A 16373-nucleotide genomic window follows, 5' to 3' on the forward strand; every position below is an offset into this window, starting at 1 on the left:
ATGTCGCGGGCGACGGCAGTGGCTCCCGCCGCGTCCGGCACAATCGAGCCATTGACCGTGCGCATCGCAACTGCGGTGCAACTAACAGGAATCAGTCGCTCTCGGTTGTATGAGCTGATCCAATCTGGCGACCTCGAAACGGTCAAGGTGGGCCGGTCCACTCTCATCCCTTTCAAGAGTCTCCGAACGCTAACGGGTACCTAACCTCCGGGTGATTCCCCGCGGCGACCGAAATCTGGCCGAAGAATTTGCGCGCCTCCTCGCAACTCGTCGAGATAGTCGGACCAGTGCTGCATCATACGCACGCGTTCCTCCCAATATTCTCCCCTCGTATAAGCGCGTCGAACCGCGCTGGCATCGAGGTGCGCGAGTTGCTTTTCGATCGCGTCGGGGTTCCAGATTCCCATCTCGTTCAGCAGCGTGGCCGCCATCGCGCGGAACCCGTGCGCCGTCATTTCGGATTGGCTGTAGCCGAGCCGACGCAGCGCCGCGTTGACGGTATTTTCCGACATGCACTGTTCTGCGGATCGGAAGGAGGGGAACAGGTATCGTCCATGTCCAGTCAGTTCGCGCAAGCGGGCAAGCCGATCGATGACTTGTCGCGAAAGCGAAACTCGATGCGGTCGCCGCATCTTCATCTTCTCCGCTGGGATCGACCAAGTGGCCCTTGTGATATCCAGTTCTTCCCATTCGGCCCTTCGCAACTCGCCTGGTCGCACAAACAGGTGCGGAGACAGCTCCAGCGCGATCGCCGTGATTTCGTGTCCCGAATACCCATCGATCGCACGAAGCAATTCACCGGCTGCCTTCGGGGTGGTGATCGCCGCCAGGTGCGTGACACGCGGTGTGATCAAGGCACCGCGCAGATCGCCAGCAACGTCGCGCTGGGCGCGGGCGGTTGCGATCGCGTAGCGGAATACCCTGCTCAGAACGCTTCGCATCCGTCGCGCGCTTTCGTAGCGACCGGTTGCCTCTACCTTGCGCAACACGCTCAAGGCGTCCTGCGGGCTGATCTGCGCGATCGGAAGATGGCCAATCACCGGATAGGCCATTTTCAAGAGCCAGCGGATTTTCTCTAGTGTGACCGTTGCGCGACCTTCACGCTCATTTTTGATCACCCATTCTTCGGCGACCCCCTTGAACGTGTTGTTGGCAGCAACCCTTGCGGCGGCCAGCGCGACCTTCTTTTCGGCAGCGGGATCAAACCCCGCAGCCAGCTTCTGACGTGCATCATCGCGATTCGCTCGCGCAGCGGCGATACTGACGGCAGGCCACGCTCCAAGATGCAGCGTCTTCTGCTTACCGAGATAGCGATAATTCATGCGCCACAGCCGGGTGCCGCTCGGCTGGACGACGAGATAAAGTGAATCCGCGTCGGCCAGCTTGTATGCCTTTGCCCGCGGCTTTGCGTTCGAGACGGTGAGATGGGTTAGGGTCATGATGGTTCCAGCTCCAAAGGGGCTGGCCGAAACCATCAATAAGACCATCAAAAGTGATGGTCTTCACGCGGATTTCGGCGGACCAGCCCGGACTCTATGCTGGCGATTGTCACCGAAAAAACGCTGTAAAACCAGTCGCTTGCTGGACGATCCCGGACGTTGCCGGAATGTCGTTGGTGCCCGGAAGAGGACTCGAACCTCCACGCCCTTGCGAGCGCCAGCACCTGAAGCTGGTGCGTCTACCAATTCCGCCATCCGGGCACTGGGTAGGGAGCGGCCCTTAGGGGAGCGGAGTCGGCCTTGTCAACACAGGCGTTGCTGGGGCAAGGGACAAATCACCGGTCCAGACGGCATTTACGAGGCGCACCACATGAAAGACACACTGGTTACGCTGATCGGCGGCGGGGGTTTCCTCGGTCGCTATGTCGCGCAAGCCTTGCTCGCACGGGGCGCACGCGTGCGAATCGCGCAGCGCGATCCGCGTCAGGCGTTTTTCCTGAAGCCACAGGGAGGACTCGGCCAGACGCAATTGGTCGCGGCGGACCTCGGCAAACCCGAATCGATCGCGCGCGCGGTCGCCGGGTCAGATGCGGTGGTGAATCTGGTCGGCATCCTGAGCGGGGATTTCCAACGAGTGCATGTCGAGGGCGCGCGCATCGTCGCCGAATCCGCAAAGGCTGCGGGCGTTGGCCATCTGGTGCACATCTCGGCGATTGGAGCCGATCCTGCCTCCACCTCGGCTTATGGCCGCTCCAAGGGCGAAGGCGAAGCGGCGGTGCGCGCGGCCTTCGCCGACGCAACCATCCTGCGCCCGTCGATCGTGTTTGGCCGCGAGGATCAATTCATCAACCGCTTCGCCGCGATGGTCGCGAGCGCGCCGGTCGTACCGGTGTTGCGCGCCAGCACCAAGTTCCAGCCGGTCTATGTCGGCGATGTCGCCGACGCCGTCGTCGCCGCGCTGGAAAATCCGGCGCTGGCGGCGGGCAAGACGCTGGACCTCGGCGGCCCCGACACGCTGTCGATGGGCGCGTTGGTCCGCTGGATCGCCAAGGCGGTCCACCGCACGCCGCATATCGTGGAATTGCCCGATGCGGTCGGCGGCGCGATTGCGGCGTTCGGCTTCCTGCCCGGCGCGCCGATTACGTCCGATCAGTGGAAGATGTTGGCAAACGATAATGTCGTGTCGGGCGAGAACGGACTATCCGTGCTCGGCATCACACCAACGCCGCTCGACGCGATCGCTGCGGGCTGGCTGGTGCAGTATCGCAAGGGCGGACGGTTCACGGTGCCGGCGTCGGCCTGAGCGCCGACTAACAGGGGGTTTTCGTGAACGAGATTATCAACATCATCCTGCTCGGCATTGTCGAGGGGGTGACCGAGTTTCTGCCCGTCTCCTCGACCGGACACCTGATCCTGGCGACCAAGCTGCTCGGCTATGATGCGGCGCGCTGGGAGGTGTTCAACATCGTCATCCAGCTTGGCGCGATCCTGGCGATCGTCGTGTTGTACTGGCGCACCTTCTGGGCGGTCGGCATGGGGTTGCTCCGGCGTGATCCGGTATCGATCCGTTTCGTGCGCAACGTGCTGGTAGCGTTCATCCCCGCCGCCGTCGTCGGCCTTGCCATCCACAAGCAGATCGAGGCGCTGCTCGGCAATGCCGAGGTCGTGTCGATCGCGCTGATCGTCGGTGGCTTTGCCATCATCGCGGTCGAACGCTTCGCCCCCAAGAGCAATATCGTCGGCGTGGCCGACATCCCGCTGCCCAAGGTGATCGGCATTGGTTTCCTGCAATGCCTGGCAATGGTGCCGGGCGTCAGCCGCTCGGGCGCGACGATCCTCGGCGCGCTGGCGCTGGGGGTGGAGCGGCGCACCGCCGCCGAGTTCAGCTTCTTCCTCGCCATCCCGACCATGCTGGGGGCAACCACGCTCGAACTGGTCAAGAACCGGCATGAGCTGGTGAGCGGGCACGGCGTCGGGCTGGCTGCGATCGCGCTCGGCTTCGCGGTCGCCTTCGTCGTCGCGCTGATCGTGGTGAAAGCCTTTGTCGGCATCGTCACCCGATTCGGCTTCGTGCCGTTTGCCTGGTATCGGATCGTCGCGGGGAGCATCGCATTGGCGTGGCTTTTGACATTATAAGTCCGATACGGCCATAATAGGCAACAGCGGCGCGATTCTATGCGAAAATTGCTTTGCAGATGCCGATTTATAGGTCATATATGCTGACCTAAATGCCGTTTTCGTCGTGACATTGGCACAACACCGGGATATCTGCGCCTGTGAAAGGGGCGCAGATGGCCGACACGTTGCTACTGAAGTTCGTCGATCGCGAGCAGGCTTACCCAGCCAAGCGCGAGCCCGAGATCCGTGCCGAGGATTTCCGCGAGATCGCCGAGCGCTATGCCGCGCCCGAAGCCGAAGATCAGGCCGGGCGCTGCTCGCAATGCGGCGTGCCCTATTGCTCGGTGCATTGCCCGCTGCACAACCACATCCCCGACTGGCTGCGCCTCACCGCCGAGGGCCGCCTGCGCGAAGCCTATGAGCTGAGCAATTCCACCTCGACCATGCCCGAGATTTGCGGCCGCATCTGCCCGCAGGACCGGCTGTGCGAAGGCAATTGCGTCATCGAATTTTCCGGCCACGGCGCGGTAACGATCGGATCGGTCGAGAAGTTCATCACCGATACCGCCTGGGAAGAAGGCTGGGTCGAGCCGCTCGTGCCCGGTGCCCCACGCGGCCAATCGGTCGGCGTGATCGGTGCGGGGCCAGCGGGCTTGAGCGCCGCCGAATATCTGCGCGCGGGCGGCTATGACGTGCATGTCTATGACCGGTATGATCGTGCAGGCGGGCTGCTGACCTATGGCATCCCCGGCTTCAAGCTCGAAAAGCCTGTCGTCATGCGCCGGGTCGATCGGCTCAAGGCCGGTGGCATCGTCTTCCACGAAAATTTCGAGGTTGGCCGCGATGCCACGCTCGACGAGTTGCGCCAGCGCCATGATGCGGTGCTGATCGCGACCGGCGTGTACCGCGCGCGCGCGATCAAGGCAGCGGGCGTCGACAAGAACGGCGTCGTTGACGCGCTCGCCTTCCTCACCGCCTCCAACCGCAAGAATTTCGGCGATGCCGTGCCCGCGTTCGATGATGGCAGCCTTAATGCGGCGGGCAAGCATGTCGTCGTCATCGGCGGCGGCGATACCGCGATGGATTGCGTGCGCACCGCGATCCGCCAGAATGCCGCGTCGGTAAAGTGCCTCTATCGCCGCGACCGCGCCAACATGCCGGGCTCGCAGCGCGAAGTGAACAATGCCGAGGAGGAGGGCGTCGAGTTCGTCTGGCTCTCCGCCCCCGAAAGCTTCACCGGCGGCGAGACTGTGACGGGCGTGAAGGCCAGCGCGATGCGGCTCGGCGCGCCCGATGCAAGCGGCCGCCGCGCGCCCGAAATCGACCCGGAGGGCGGCTTCGATCTGCCCGCCGATCTCGTCATCAAGGCGCTCGGTTTCGATGCCGAGGATTTGCCCAAAGTGTTCGACGCGCCCGAACTCGGCACGACCCGCTGGGGCACGGTGCTGGTCGACAACAAGACGCTGATGACCTCGCTCGATGGCGTGTTCGCGGCGGGCGACATCGTGCGCGGTGCGAGCCTCGTCGTCTGGGCGATCCGCGATGGCCGCGATGTCGCGGCGAGCATGCACCGGTATTTGAAGGCGAAAGCCAAAACGGGGAGGAAAGCGGCGTGAGCCTCCTGCCCGCCTTGGTGCTGGCGGCGACGTTTCTGTCGCAAAGCACGCTTCCTGCGGCACCATCTCCCGAGCAAACGCAAGCGATCACGTTAGAGTCGCAACAGGCCGCAAGGCTTATGCTCGACTCGCCCGATCTTCTGGCTGTTTACCGCAGCAGTTTCGAAACGGCGGTGGCGAAAGGGTTCGATCGCTCCTCCCGCGGGTCGCAGGCGAAAATCGAACCGGACCTGCGCGCAAAATTGGTGAGGGCTGCAGGCGACGAATATGTAGGTGAACTGCGGGCCGGACTGGAACCCCCGGTAGCTGCTGCAGGCCGATCTCTCGCAGCACATATGCAAAAGTACGAACTCGACCAATTCGTTGCTTTTCTGCCTACGAGCGGCGGTCGAAAGTTCATGGCCTACATCTACCGAAATGCGCTTGCCATAAGGGACGGTGTCGTCAGCCAGGAGCAAGCTGGAGAAGCGCTTTCCAAGCTGCTGACCTTGACAGAACAGCAAGATATTCAGTCTGCCATGAGCCCAGAGTTGCTCCAGCACTGGAAGCAGGCTGCTGAAGAGTTTCGTCCCGCCCTATCGGCTTGGGCCAGCGCGGCATCCGAGCGTGTGGCGACCAAAATGGAAGCAATCACGACCCGTATCTCACGCGAATACTATCGCTCCAAGGAGCAATCAAAATGATGCCAATCGACCAACGCGCCTATCTCGCCGAACACGGCATGTACCGCCCCGAATTTGAAGGCGACGCTTGCGGCGTCGGCCTCGTCGCGGCGACCGATGGCACGCCCTCGCGCCGGGTCGTGCAATCCGCGATCGATGCGCTGAAGGCCGTATGGCATCGCGGCGCGGTGGATGCCGATGGCAAGACCGGCGATGGTGCTGGCCTGCACATCGATCTGCCGCTCAAATTCTTCGACGATGCGATTGCCGCCTCGGGCCACCGCCCGCTGCCCAATCGGCTGGCGGTCGGCATGATCTTCCTGCCGCGTACCGATCTCGGCGCGCAGGAAGCCTGCCGCACGATCGTCGAAAGCGCGATCATCGAGGAAGGCTATACCATCTATGGTTGGCGGCAGGTGCCGGTCGATGTTTCGGTGATCGGCCAGAAGGCGCAAGCCACCCGCCCCGAGATCGAACAGATCATGATCGCGGGCCCCCTGCCCAACGAACAGACCGCCGCCGAGTTCGAAAAGAACCTGTATCTCGTCCGCCGCCGGATCGAGAAGCGCGTCATCGCCGCGCAGATTCAGGGCTTTTACGTCTGCTCGCTGTCGTGCCGCTCGATCATCTACAAGGGGCTGTTCCTCGCCGAATCGCTGTCCATCTTCTACCCCGATTTGCGCGATCCGCGCTTTGAGAGCCGCGTCGCAATCTTCCATCAGCGTTATTCGACCAACACCTTCCCGCAATGGTGGCTGGCGCAACCGTTCCGCACGCTGGCACATAATGGTGAGATCAACACCATTCGCGGCAACAAGAACTGGATGCTCAGCCACGAGATCAAGATGGCGAGCCTCTCGTTCGGCGAGCAGTCCGAAGACATCAAGCCGGTGATCCCGGCGGGCGCGTCGGACACCGCCGCGCTCGACGCGGTGTTCGAGGCGATTTGTCGCTCTGGTCGCGATGCGCCGACCGCCAAGCTGATGCTGGTGCCCGAGGCGATGGCCGACACGATCGACATGCCGCCCGAACACCTCGCTATGTATCAATATCTGGCGAGCGTGATGGAGCCGTGGGACGGACCCGCCGCGCTGGCGATGACCGATGGCCGCTGGGCGGTGGCGGGCATGGACCGCAACGCGCTGCGCCCCTTACGCTATGTCCGCACCATCGACGGTCTGGTGATCGTGGGCTCCGAAAGCGGCATGGTCGTCGTGCCCGAATCGACCGTGGTCGAAAAGGGACGGCTTGGGCCGGGGCAGATGCTCGCAATCGACCTTGATGGAGGCGTGCTGCTGCACGACCGCGCGATCAAGGACCGCATCGCGGGTGAGGCCGACTATGCCGCGATGATCGGCGCGTTCAAGCGGATCGACGATCTGCCGCAGCCCGAAGGCGACGCAATCGCGCATTTCGAACGCGCCGAGCTGACACGCCGCCAAATCGCCGCCGGGCAGACGCTCGAAGACATGGAGCTGATCCTCGCGCCGATGGTCGAAAGCGCCAAGGAAGCGATCGGCTCGATGGGCGACGATACCCCGCTCGCGGTCATTTCCGATAAGCCGCGCCTCATCAGCCAGTTCTTCCGGCAGAATTTCAGCCAGGTCACCAACCCGCCGATCGATCCGCTTCGTGAACGCCATGTGATGTCGCTCAAGACGCGCTTCGGCAACCTCGCCAACATCCTCGACACCGAGGATCGGCGCGACGGCGTGCTGGTGCTGCAATCGCCGGTGCTCGACGGCACCGCCTGGGCGCAATTGAAGGCGCATTTCGGCGCGCAGGCGGCCGAGATCGACTGCACCTTCGAAGCCGGTGGCGGCCCCGAGACGCTGCGCGCCGCAATCGCGCGCATCCGCGCGGAGGCGGTGACGGCGGTACGCCAGGGCAAGAGCGAATTGTTCCTGACCGATATGGCGATTGGCCCCGACCGGATCGGCATTGCCGGCGTGCTGGCGGCAGCCGCAGTGCACACGCACCTCGTCCGCATGGGGCTGCGCTCCTATGCCAGCATCAACATCCAGACGGCGGAATGCCTCGACACGCATTATTATGCGGTGCTGATCGGCGTCGGCGCGACCACGGTCCACGCCTATCTCGCCGAGGCGGCGATTGCCGATCGCCATGCGCGTGGCCTGTTCGGGGATTTGACGCTCACCGAATGCCTCGCGCGGCATCGCATCGCGATCGACGAGGGCCTGCTCAAGATCATGTCGAAAATGGGGATCGCGGTGATCTCCAGCTATCGCGGCGGCTATAATTTCGAGGCGGTGGGTCTCAGCCGTGCGCTGGTCAACGACCTGTTCCCGGGGATGCCCGCGAAAATCTCGGGCGAGGGTTATGCCTCGCTCCACCTCAACGCGCAGTTGCGGCACGACAAAGCCTATGATGCAGCGGTGGTATCGCTGCCGATCGGTGGTTTCTATCGCCAGCGCCATACCGGCGAGACGCACGCATATTCGGCGCAGTTGATGCACTTGCTGCAAACGGCGGTCGCGACCGACAGCTATTCGACCTATCTGCAATTTTCGCGCGGGGTGGAGGGGCTGCCGCCGATCTATCTGCGCGACTTGCTGCAGTTCAATTTTCCGGCCGAAGGCGTGCCGGTCGATCAGGTCGAGGCGATCACCGAAATCCGCAAGCGTTTCGTCACGCCCGGCATGTCTTTGGGCGCGCTCAGCCCCGAGGCGCATGAAACGCTCGCCATCGCGATGAACCGCATCGGTGCCAAGGCGGTGTCGGGCGAAGGCGGCGAGGACAGTGCGCGCTATCAACCCTATCCCAATGGCGACAACGCCAATTCAGGGGTGAAGCAGATTGCCAGCGGCCGCTTCGGCGTGACGGCGGAATATCTCAACGCCTGCGACGAGATCGAAATCAAGGTGGCGCAAGGGGCAAAGCCCGGCGAGGGCGGGCAATTGCCCGGCTTCAAGGTGACCGAGTTCATCGCCAAGCTGCGCCACGCGACGCCGGGCGTGACGCTGATCTCGCCACCGCCGCATCACGACATCTATTCGATCGAGGATCTGGCGCAGCTCATCTATGATCTGAAGCAGATCAATCCGGTTGCGCGGGTGTGCGTGAAGCTCGTTTCCTCCGCCGGCATCGGCACCGTCGCGGCGGGCGTGGCCAAGGCCCATGCCGACGTCATCCTGATCGCAGGGCATAATGGCGGCACCGGGGCCTCGCCGCAGACCAGCATCAAATATGCCGGCACGCCGTGGGAAATGGGCCTGTCGGAGGTCAACCAGACGCTGACGCTCAACGGCTTGCGTGGGCGGATCAAGCTGCGCACCGATGGCGGCCTCAAGACCGGGCGCGACATCGTTATCGCCGCGATTTTGGGCGCGGAAGAATTTGGCATCGGCACTTTGTCGCTGGTAGCGATGGGCTGCATCATGGTGCGGCAATGCCATTCCAACACCTGCCCGGTCGGCGTGTGTACGCAGGATGCCGCGTTGCGCGCCAAGTTCGGCGGCACGCCCGAAAAGGTCATCAATTTGATGACCTTCATCGCCGAGGAAGTGCGCGACATCCTCGCCCGGCTCGGTTTCCGCAGCCTCGACGAAGTGATCGGCCGCACCGAATTGCTGCGTCAGGTCAGCCGTGGTGCGGAACATCTCGACGATCTCGACTTGAACCCGATCCTCGCCAAAGTCGATGCACCCGACGATCAGCGCCGCTTCAGCCTGAAGACGCGGCGCAACGAAGTGCCCGACAGCCTCGATGCGCAGATGATAAAGGATGCTGCGGCGGTGTTCACCCGGCGCGAGAAGATGCAATTGACCTATTCGGTGCGCAACACGCACCGCGCGGTCGGCACGCGGCTGTCGAGCGAGATCACGCGCACCTTCGGCATGTCAGCTTTGGCCGATGGGCATGTCCATGTCCGCCTGCGCGGCTCCGCCGGGCAAAGCCTCGGCGCATTCCTGTGCAAGGGCATCACGCTCGAAGTGTTTGGCGATGCCAATGACTATGTCGGCAAGGGTCTGTCGGGCGGCAACATCGTCGTCCGCCCGGTGGTCAGCTCACCGCTCGCCAGCCAGAACAATACCATCGTTGGCAACACCGTGCTCTACGGCGCGACCTCGGGCAGCCTCTATGCGGCGGGTCAGGCGGGCGAGCGCTTCGCGGTGCGCAATTCGGGCGCAACGGTGGTGGTTGAGGGCTGCGGCGCCAATGGCTGCGAATATATGACCGGCGGCACCGCCGTCGTGCTCGGCCCGGTCGGTGCCAATTTCGGTGCGGGGATGACCGGGGGCATGGCGTTCATCTACGACGCCGATGGCAGCTTCGCGCGCCGCGCCAACCCCGAGAACATCACCTGGAACCGCCTGTCCTCGCTGCATTGGGAAGCGGTATTGCTCGGCCTGGTGCGCGCGCACCATGCCGCGACCGACAGCAAATGGTCAGGCGCGTTGCTTGACGATTGGGGCCGCGTGGTGGACCGCTTCTGGCAAGTGGTGCCCAAGGAAATGCTGACGCGCCTGTCGCATCCGCTCGACGACCGCGTGGAGCAAATTGCCGCCGAATGATCGACGCGTAACGCCAATCATGCTACATTGAAGCATAGTGATGATCCGTTCGAGGGTGATATGCGTCGGTATGTAATCGGTTTGGTTGCGCTCGGTCTGGCGGGCCCTGCCTGGGCGCAGGACCGCGCAGGCGGACTTCCGTCACTGGATGCGCAACAGGTCGGTTCCGCCTTGTCGACACCGTTGATCCAGGAAGGCATTGCCGCGACCATCGACGAATTTGCCGATGCGGTGCTGCAAACGCATGTCGGCCCGCTGGCGCATTATGCGGACCCGCGCGCCAAGCTTCGCCCCGACACGACGATCGGCGATCTTGCCGCGCGCTCCAACCCCAATTACCGCAAGGATCTGCACGAAAGCGCCCGCAGTGCCGTCGCCGCCACGGGTCGCGCAATGCAGGATGTCGCAAGCATGAGCGCGGAACTCAAGCGCACGTCCGACCGGATTCGCCATCTGCTCGACCAGACCCGCGCCGAGATCGATTCGCTGCGCTAAAACTGGCGCCGTGCTTGGGCCCAAGCGGGATCGACCGAGCGAATCCCGCGCCAAGCCATCTTCCCCCGTCGTCGCTCAGCTTCTACGACAGACCACATGTGGCAACTCTATCAATTCCCGCTCTGCCCGTTTTCGCGCAAGGTGCGCCTGCTGCTCGGCGAAAAGGGCGTCGGGTGTGAACTGGTTCGCGAAAATCCGTGGGAGCAACGCGACGAATTTCTCGACATGAACCCGGCCGGCCAAGTGCCGGTGATGACCGACCCGCAACGCGGGATTCGCCTGATGGATTCGATGGCGATTTGTGAATATCTTGAAGAAACCGTCGAAAAAAACGCCATGCTCAACGGCACGGCGGTCAACCGTGCCGAAATTCGCCGTCTGGTTGCCTGGTTCGATTCACAGTTCTTCGCCGATATCGTGGCGCCGCTGCTGCACGAGCGGATGGAAAAACGCCTGGTCACCAAGGAGCCGCCCGACGCGCGCAAGCTGCGCGACGCGATGAAGGCAGCGGTACGCCATCTCGATTATACCGATTATCTGCTCGACCATCACAACTGGATGGCGGGGTCGACGATGAGTCTGGCCGACCTTGCCGCCGCCGCGCAGATTTCGGTCGCGGATTATCTTGGCGGGATCGACTGGAAGAATCACGAACAGACCGCCAAATGGTATCGCGGGTTCAAGAGCCGCCCGAGCTTCCGCCCGCTGCTGTCCGAGCGGATGGAAGGCATCGTCGCACCAAAACACTATGACGATGTCGATTTCTGAGCGCGCCACCTTCGACGATTTCCTGAAGCTCGACATTCGCGTCGGGACGATCATCGAGGCATTGCCCTTCCCCGAAGCCCGCAAGCCGGCGTATCGGCTGCGGATCGATTTCGGGCCGGAAATCGGGATCAAGCGATCGTCGGCGCAGATCACCAAACGCTATACGCTGGAGGAATTGCCCGGACGGCAGGTTGCGGCGGTGGTCAACTTTCCCCCACGCCAAATCGGGCCCGTTATGTCCGAGGTGTTGACGCTCGGCTTTCCCGACGAGGATGGTGAAGTGGTGCTGATCCACCCCGGTCTGCCCGTGCCCAATGGTGGCCGCTTATTCTGACGGCTTGATCCGTCGATCCTGCTCGGCCCGCCGCGTCCACCACAGGATCAACGCCAGCATCGGCAGCGCGATATCCAGATACAAGGCAAAGCCGAACCACGGCTGCCACCCCCAATAAAAATTGGGCAGCGTGTTGAGCTTGCCGTGTGCGAACAGCCCGACAAAATTGCGCGTCCACACTGGGGTCGTCATGGTTTCGGGTGCGAAAATGTCGGTCGCCGCGATCACGAGGTTGACGACCATCGACAGCCCCAGCAGCGCCGCCGCCGCGCGCTTTGCAACCACGGATCGCAGCGATGCGTAAAAGACCGCCAGACCGAGCGCCAGGAAGGGAATGGCCGGCACCGAATGGCGCGGCCCGGTCGAGGCGCCGCCGTCCCAATAGGCATAAGACGCATTCAACGAGAACACGATGACGATCACCGCGACCGCCACCACGCCAAGATCGCGCGTGCGGCGATCCAGCACCAGATACACCAGCCCGACCAGCCCCAGCGTCAGCACGGGAGCCACCCACAACAACCCGCGTCGCGGTTCGATCGTGATGCCGAAGAGCGCTTCCGGCTTTGGGTAGGTCAGGCCAAACAAACCCTGGTTCATGCCGCTGAACCCAACCACGCCGCGATACCCGGTCATGAACGGCGTACCGAAGGCGAATTGATTATAGGCCAGCATCGGCAGCACCGCGATCAACGCCGCGCCGACCGCCAGCAAATACAACCGCCAACGCACCGGCCAAGCTGCCGAGCGACTGCGCCACAGCGCCCACAGCCCGATCGCCAGGCCACCCAACGCCGCCTGAAATTCGACCGCCACCGCCCATCCGAGTGCCACCCCGGCCATCACCGGATAGCGCCACCGCCCAAGTTCCTTCGCGCCCGCTGTTCCGCGCCAGATTGCCCAGGTCGCGATCAGCAACAGCGCCGCGACCGAGGCGTGCCCGAACATCGTGGTTGACCAACCCCACACCACCGAACCCAATGCGTAGCCCAACGCCGCAAACAACCCGGCGGCGGGGCTGCCGGTAATACCGGTGCCAAGATCGAACAGCAGCACGCTCGCAAACGCAGTCAACACCGCCGACCCGAACGCCACCGCCAACCACAAGCGCAGGCGCAGAAAATCCGCGAGGCGCGGATTGGTGATGTCGATCACCTCGTCATAGGATTGTGCACCCGCCAGGTGATCGGTCGCCCACACAATTGGGGCCGCCATCAGCGTCATGCCGGGGGCCTTGTCCATATAGTAATGCGTGCCCGTCTTGGTTGCGAACTGCGCCTTGTCGATCGTCAACGTCTGATAGCGATCGATCGTCGCCTCGCCACGTTCGACCAGCGCGAGCGCGCCAAACAGCCGCGTCGCGTTATTGGGGTTGAACTCGAACGAGCCAAACCACACGCACGACAGCCAGACGAGCGAAAACAGCAAGAGCGCCACCGCATGGGGTGCGCGAACGGTCGGATCAGGCTCGCTCATGGAATCAGGCGAACAACCATTGGCCAAGCACGCGCCCAAGGGGAAGCGCAGGGGCACTCCCCATCAGCCCAACTCCGGATACCATCTCGCGAACTTGCCCGTTCAAACGATTACGGCAAAGACGCTTCGATCGCACGTTGATCGGCCTTGGCTTCCTGCTTTTCCCGCTTGTAGCGCTGCCCTGCCTGCGCGAAACACCCGCTTGCCCCGCCTGCACCGACGGTCGAGCAACTGCCGATGCCCGATGCGCCGACCCGATCATTGGCTGCGGCCTTGGCGGCCCAGCTCTCATTTTCGGGCGTGACCTTCAATTCGCGCAATTCCTTCGGGATACGGAACTGCTCGCCGGGCTTACGGCGGACGCACACCACGATTTCATTACCATCGGCATCGGTCGGGCATTTTTGCGTACCGTAGATCACCAGGGTCGGCACCGGCACATTCTGCGCCGCAAGCGGTGCAGGCGCGATGCCCCCAATGCCGATTCCCGTGAGCAATGTCGCCGCCAGCACTGTCTTCGTCGTCAGGTTCGCCATGATCCTGTCTCCCGTCAAATCCGTTTCGCGGTCGCGATGGCGACCTTGCACCCCAGCCGGATAACCCCGCTGAGCAGCGGATATCCCACCGCATTTTCCGCGCCCGCCGCCAGCGCCGTTTCGCGATGCTCGACCTCTTCGGCCTGAAAATCGCGGATCGCCGCCGAAAGCTCGGGATCGCTGTCGCCTAGCACATCGCGTTGCTCGGCATAATGTTTGTCGATCTCGGTTTCGACGGCGGCGGTGCAGGCCATCGCGGCTTCCGGGCCCATCGCCGCCGTCACCGCACCGAGCGCGAAACCAGCGACATCCCAAAACGGCTGCAGCACGGTCGGGCGCACACCGCGCCGTGCCATCATCGCATCGAAGAAGGCACGGTGACGTTCTTCCTGATTGGCCATACCGGCAATCGCGCGCGCCGCCGGGCTGCGGTCGCCCAGCACTGCGAGCTGCCCCGCATAGATACGCGTCGCGCCATATTCGCCTGCCTGATCGACCCGCACCATCGCTGCGGTCGCGCGCTTCGGGTCACCGGGTTTCCAGCGAGTCATGCTGCCTTCTTTCGCATCAAGGCAAAGATGGTGAGCGCGCCCGCGATCGAAAAGAGCGCATTGTACCCGGCGAGCGAAACATGGAACAACGTCCACTGCGCCACGTCGCACCGGATGATCGGCGCGTTCATGATGCTGTCGAGCGTGATGGGCCCCGATACCGTGGAGGTGCAGGCGGTGAGGCCCGCCCACCAATGATATTCGACGCCGGCATGATAGACGCCGATCAGGCCGCTCACAAAAATCGCCAATGCCGCCAGCCCGACGAACGCGGTCCGCGCCGCGCGTCCGGGCACGACGAACGCAAGCACCGCCAGCACCAATGCCGCGATGTGCGGATAACGTTGCCACCAGCACATCTCGCACGGATAGAGCTTGCCGATATATTGAAAGGCCAGCGCCCCGCCGAGCAACGCCACCGGAATGAGCAACGCCAGCAAGCGTGCGGCGCGGAAACGGTCCTGAATCATGACTTACTTCGCCGCCGTGACGGTGTGTTGGGTGGAGGACAACCGGGCGAGCGTCTTCAACGCATAGCTGAGCTGAAAATCCTCGACCCCCTTGGTTTTCAACTCTTCGGCGGTCGCGGCAAAGCGCGGATCGGCCTTGCCATCCTCCTCCAGCGCCCCGTTATTGGCCTTTACCTCGTTGATGAGATGCCGCCGCAAATCATCCTCGCGGAACACCGGCCGCGATTTGTAATCGGGGTCGGAAAGCTGCGGCACGGCAATATCGGGCTCGATCCCGCCTTCCTGCACCGACCGGCCCGAGGGGGTATAATAACGCGAGGTGGTCAGCCGCAGCGCGGCATTGTCGCCCAGATCGATCACCGTCTGCACCGATCCCTTGCCGAACGAGCGCTCGCCCATCACCAACGCGCGGTGATGATCCTGCAGTGCGCCTGCAACGATTTCCGAGGCGGACGCCGTTCCGGCGTTGGTCAGCACGATGATCGGCAGGCCATGCGACAGATCGCCCTTCACATAGGATTCGGCGTAGAACGGCTCGATATCGGCCTTGTCGCGCCCGCGCTGCGAGACGATTTCGCCGGTGCTGAGGAAATTGTCGGCAACCGCGATCGATTCGTCGCGCAAGCCCCCGCCATTGTCGCGCAAGTCGATCACATACCCCAGCGGATCATGGCCAAGCTGCTTGACGATCCCGTGGATCGCGCCGGTAACCGCCTCCCCGGTATGTTCCGAAAAGGCGGTAAGGGTGATGACGCCAACGCCGTCCTTGACGCTCCATTTGACGGGCTTCTGCACGATCTTCTCGCGCACCAGCATAACCTCGATCGGCTTGTCGCGGCCCGGGCGCAGCAGTGTGAGCGCAACCTTGGTGCCCGGCGCGCCGCGCATCTTCTGGATCGATTCGTCGAGCGAATCGCCGAAGATCAATTTGCCGTCGATATGGGTGATATAGTCGCCGGACTTGATGCCGGCACGCGCGCCGGGGGCATCGGGCTGCGGCGACATCACCTTGACCGCGCCATCCTCCATCGTGACGGTGAGCCCGAGACCACCATAGCTGCCAAGCGTCTGGATCTTGAGATTGTCGTAATCGAGCCCGGTTTCATAGGCGCTGTGCGGATCGAGCGCGGCGAGCATCCCTTGGATCGCGCCCTTGACCAGCACCTTGTCGTCGACCTTGTCGACATATTCCGCCTTCACGCGGTTGAACACATCCAGAAACACGGACATTTCGCGATAGGTGCCGGTGTCAACCGCCGCCATCGCGCTGGTGCCGATGGGGACGACCGCCAACACCGCAGCGATTGCGGAAGCCTGGAGCAGCGAGGTGGTGAAGCGCGACATCGTTTCGATACTCATACGAGCAAGAGGGT

Annotated in this window: 15 protein-coding genes and 1 tRNA gene; 9 read left to right on the top strand and 7 right to left on the bottom strand. The window is 63.1% G+C overall.

Annotated elements, in window-relative coordinates; genetic code table 11:
• Positions 1–204 carry a helix-turn-helix domain-containing protein gene (locus WC704_RS04230; RefSeq protein WP_372888749.1) on the top strand — a complete coding sequence of 68 codons (204 nt, stop codon included), beginning with the start codon at positions 1–3 and terminating at the stop codon, positions 202–204.
• Here the strand turns inward: WC704_RS04230 and WC704_RS04235 are convergent.
• Positions 201–1439 carry a tyrosine-type recombinase/integrase gene (locus tag WC704_RS04235; protein ID WP_372888750.1) on the bottom strand — a complete coding sequence of 413 codons (1239 nt, stop codon included), beginning with the start codon at positions 1437–1439 and terminating at the stop codon, positions 201–203. The genes WC704_RS04230 and WC704_RS04235 overlap by 4 nt on opposite strands.
• A 174-nt stretch (positions 1440–1613) precedes the next feature.
• Positions 1614–1700: transfer RNA gene (locus tag WC704_RS04240), tRNA-Leu, on the bottom strand.
• A 109-nt stretch (positions 1701–1809) separates the two neighbouring features.
• Between WC704_RS04240 and WC704_RS04245 the strand changes: the two genes are divergently transcribed.
• From WC704_RS04245 to WC704_RS04280, 8 genes are all read left to right on the top strand, one after another.
• Positions 1810–2742, top strand: coding sequence for a complex I NDUFA9 subunit family protein (locus WC704_RS04245; RefSeq protein WP_372888751.1), 933 nt, complete (start codon positions 1810–1812; stop codon positions 2740–2742).
• 23 nt (positions 2743–2765) lie between these two features.
• Positions 2766–3575, top strand: a complete 810-nt coding sequence (locus WC704_RS04250) for an undecaprenyl-diphosphate phosphatase (protein ID WP_372888752.1) — start codon at positions 2766–2768, stop codon at positions 3573–3575.
• A gap of 155 nt (positions 3576–3730) precedes the next feature.
• Positions 3731–5173, top strand: a complete 1443-nt coding sequence (locus WC704_RS04255) for an NAD(P)-dependent oxidoreductase (protein WP_372888753.1) — start codon at positions 3731–3733, stop codon at positions 5171–5173.
• Complete coding sequence (locus WC704_RS04260; protein ID WP_372888754.1) at positions 5170–5856, top strand: hypothetical protein; 687 nt, start codon at positions 5170–5172, stop codon at positions 5854–5856. The genes WC704_RS04255 and WC704_RS04260 overlap by 4 nt, the downstream gene beginning before the upstream one ends.
• Entirely contained in the window at positions 5853–10370 is a 4518-nt protein-coding gene (gltB, locus tag WC704_RS04265; protein ID WP_372888755.1) for a glutamate synthase large subunit, read from the top strand. Before WC704_RS04260 ends, gltB begins: the two co-directional genes overlap by 4 nt.
• Positions 10371–10430: 60 nt before the next feature.
• Positions 10431–10865, top strand: coding sequence for a hypothetical protein (locus WC704_RS04270; protein WP_372888756.1), 435 nt, complete (start codon positions 10431–10433; stop codon positions 10863–10865).
• Between the two features lie 96 nt (positions 10866–10961).
• Positions 10962–11633, top strand: coding sequence for a glutathione S-transferase family protein (locus WC704_RS04275; RefSeq protein WP_372888757.1), 672 nt, complete (start codon positions 10962–10964; stop codon positions 11631–11633).
• Positions 11620–11967, top strand: a complete 348-nt coding sequence (locus WC704_RS04280) for a tRNA-binding protein (protein ID WP_372888758.1) — start codon at positions 11620–11622, stop codon at positions 11965–11967. The genes WC704_RS04275 and WC704_RS04280 overlap by 14 nt, the downstream gene beginning before the upstream one ends.
• On the opposite strand, the gene WC704_RS04285 is transcribed toward WC704_RS04280, so the two are convergent.
• The 5 genes from WC704_RS04285 to WC704_RS04305 all read right to left on the bottom strand — a co-directional run bounded on the left by WC704_RS04285 (position 11959) and on the right by WC704_RS04305 (position 16344).
• On the bottom strand, positions 11959–13443 hold the full coding sequence (locus WC704_RS04285; protein WP_372888759.1) for a hypothetical protein: 1485 nt from the start codon (positions 13441–13443) through the stop codon (positions 11959–11961). The genes WC704_RS04280 and WC704_RS04285 overlap by 9 nt on opposite strands.
• A gap of 110 nt (positions 13444–13553) precedes the next feature.
• Positions 13554–13979: a hypothetical protein gene (locus tag WC704_RS04290; protein ID WP_372888760.1), complete on the bottom strand. Its 426-nt coding sequence runs from the start codon at positions 13977–13979 to the stop codon at positions 13554–13556.
• A 14-nt stretch (positions 13980–13993) separates the two neighbouring features.
• Positions 13994–14530, bottom strand: a complete 537-nt coding sequence (locus tag WC704_RS04295) for a demethoxyubiquinone hydroxylase family protein (protein ID WP_372888761.1) — start codon at positions 14528–14530, stop codon at positions 13994–13996.
• Positions 14527–15000 (bottom strand): disulfide bond formation protein B, encoded by a 474-nt coding sequence (locus WC704_RS04300; RefSeq protein WP_372888762.1) that lies wholly within the window; start codon positions 14998–15000, stop codon positions 14527–14529. The genes WC704_RS04295 and WC704_RS04300 overlap by 4 nt, the downstream gene beginning before the upstream one ends.
• 3 nt (positions 15001–15003) lie before the next feature.
• Positions 15004–16344, bottom strand: a complete 1341-nt coding sequence (locus tag WC704_RS04305) for a S41 family peptidase (RefSeq protein WP_372889094.1) — start codon at positions 16342–16344, stop codon at positions 15004–15006.
• Positions 16345–16373 lie beyond the last annotated feature (29 nt).

Source organism: Sphingomonas sp. (assembly GCF_041661885.1).
In the GTDB taxonomy this organism is placed as follows: domain Bacteria; phylum Pseudomonadota; class Alphaproteobacteria; order Sphingomonadales; family Sphingomonadaceae; genus Sphingomonas.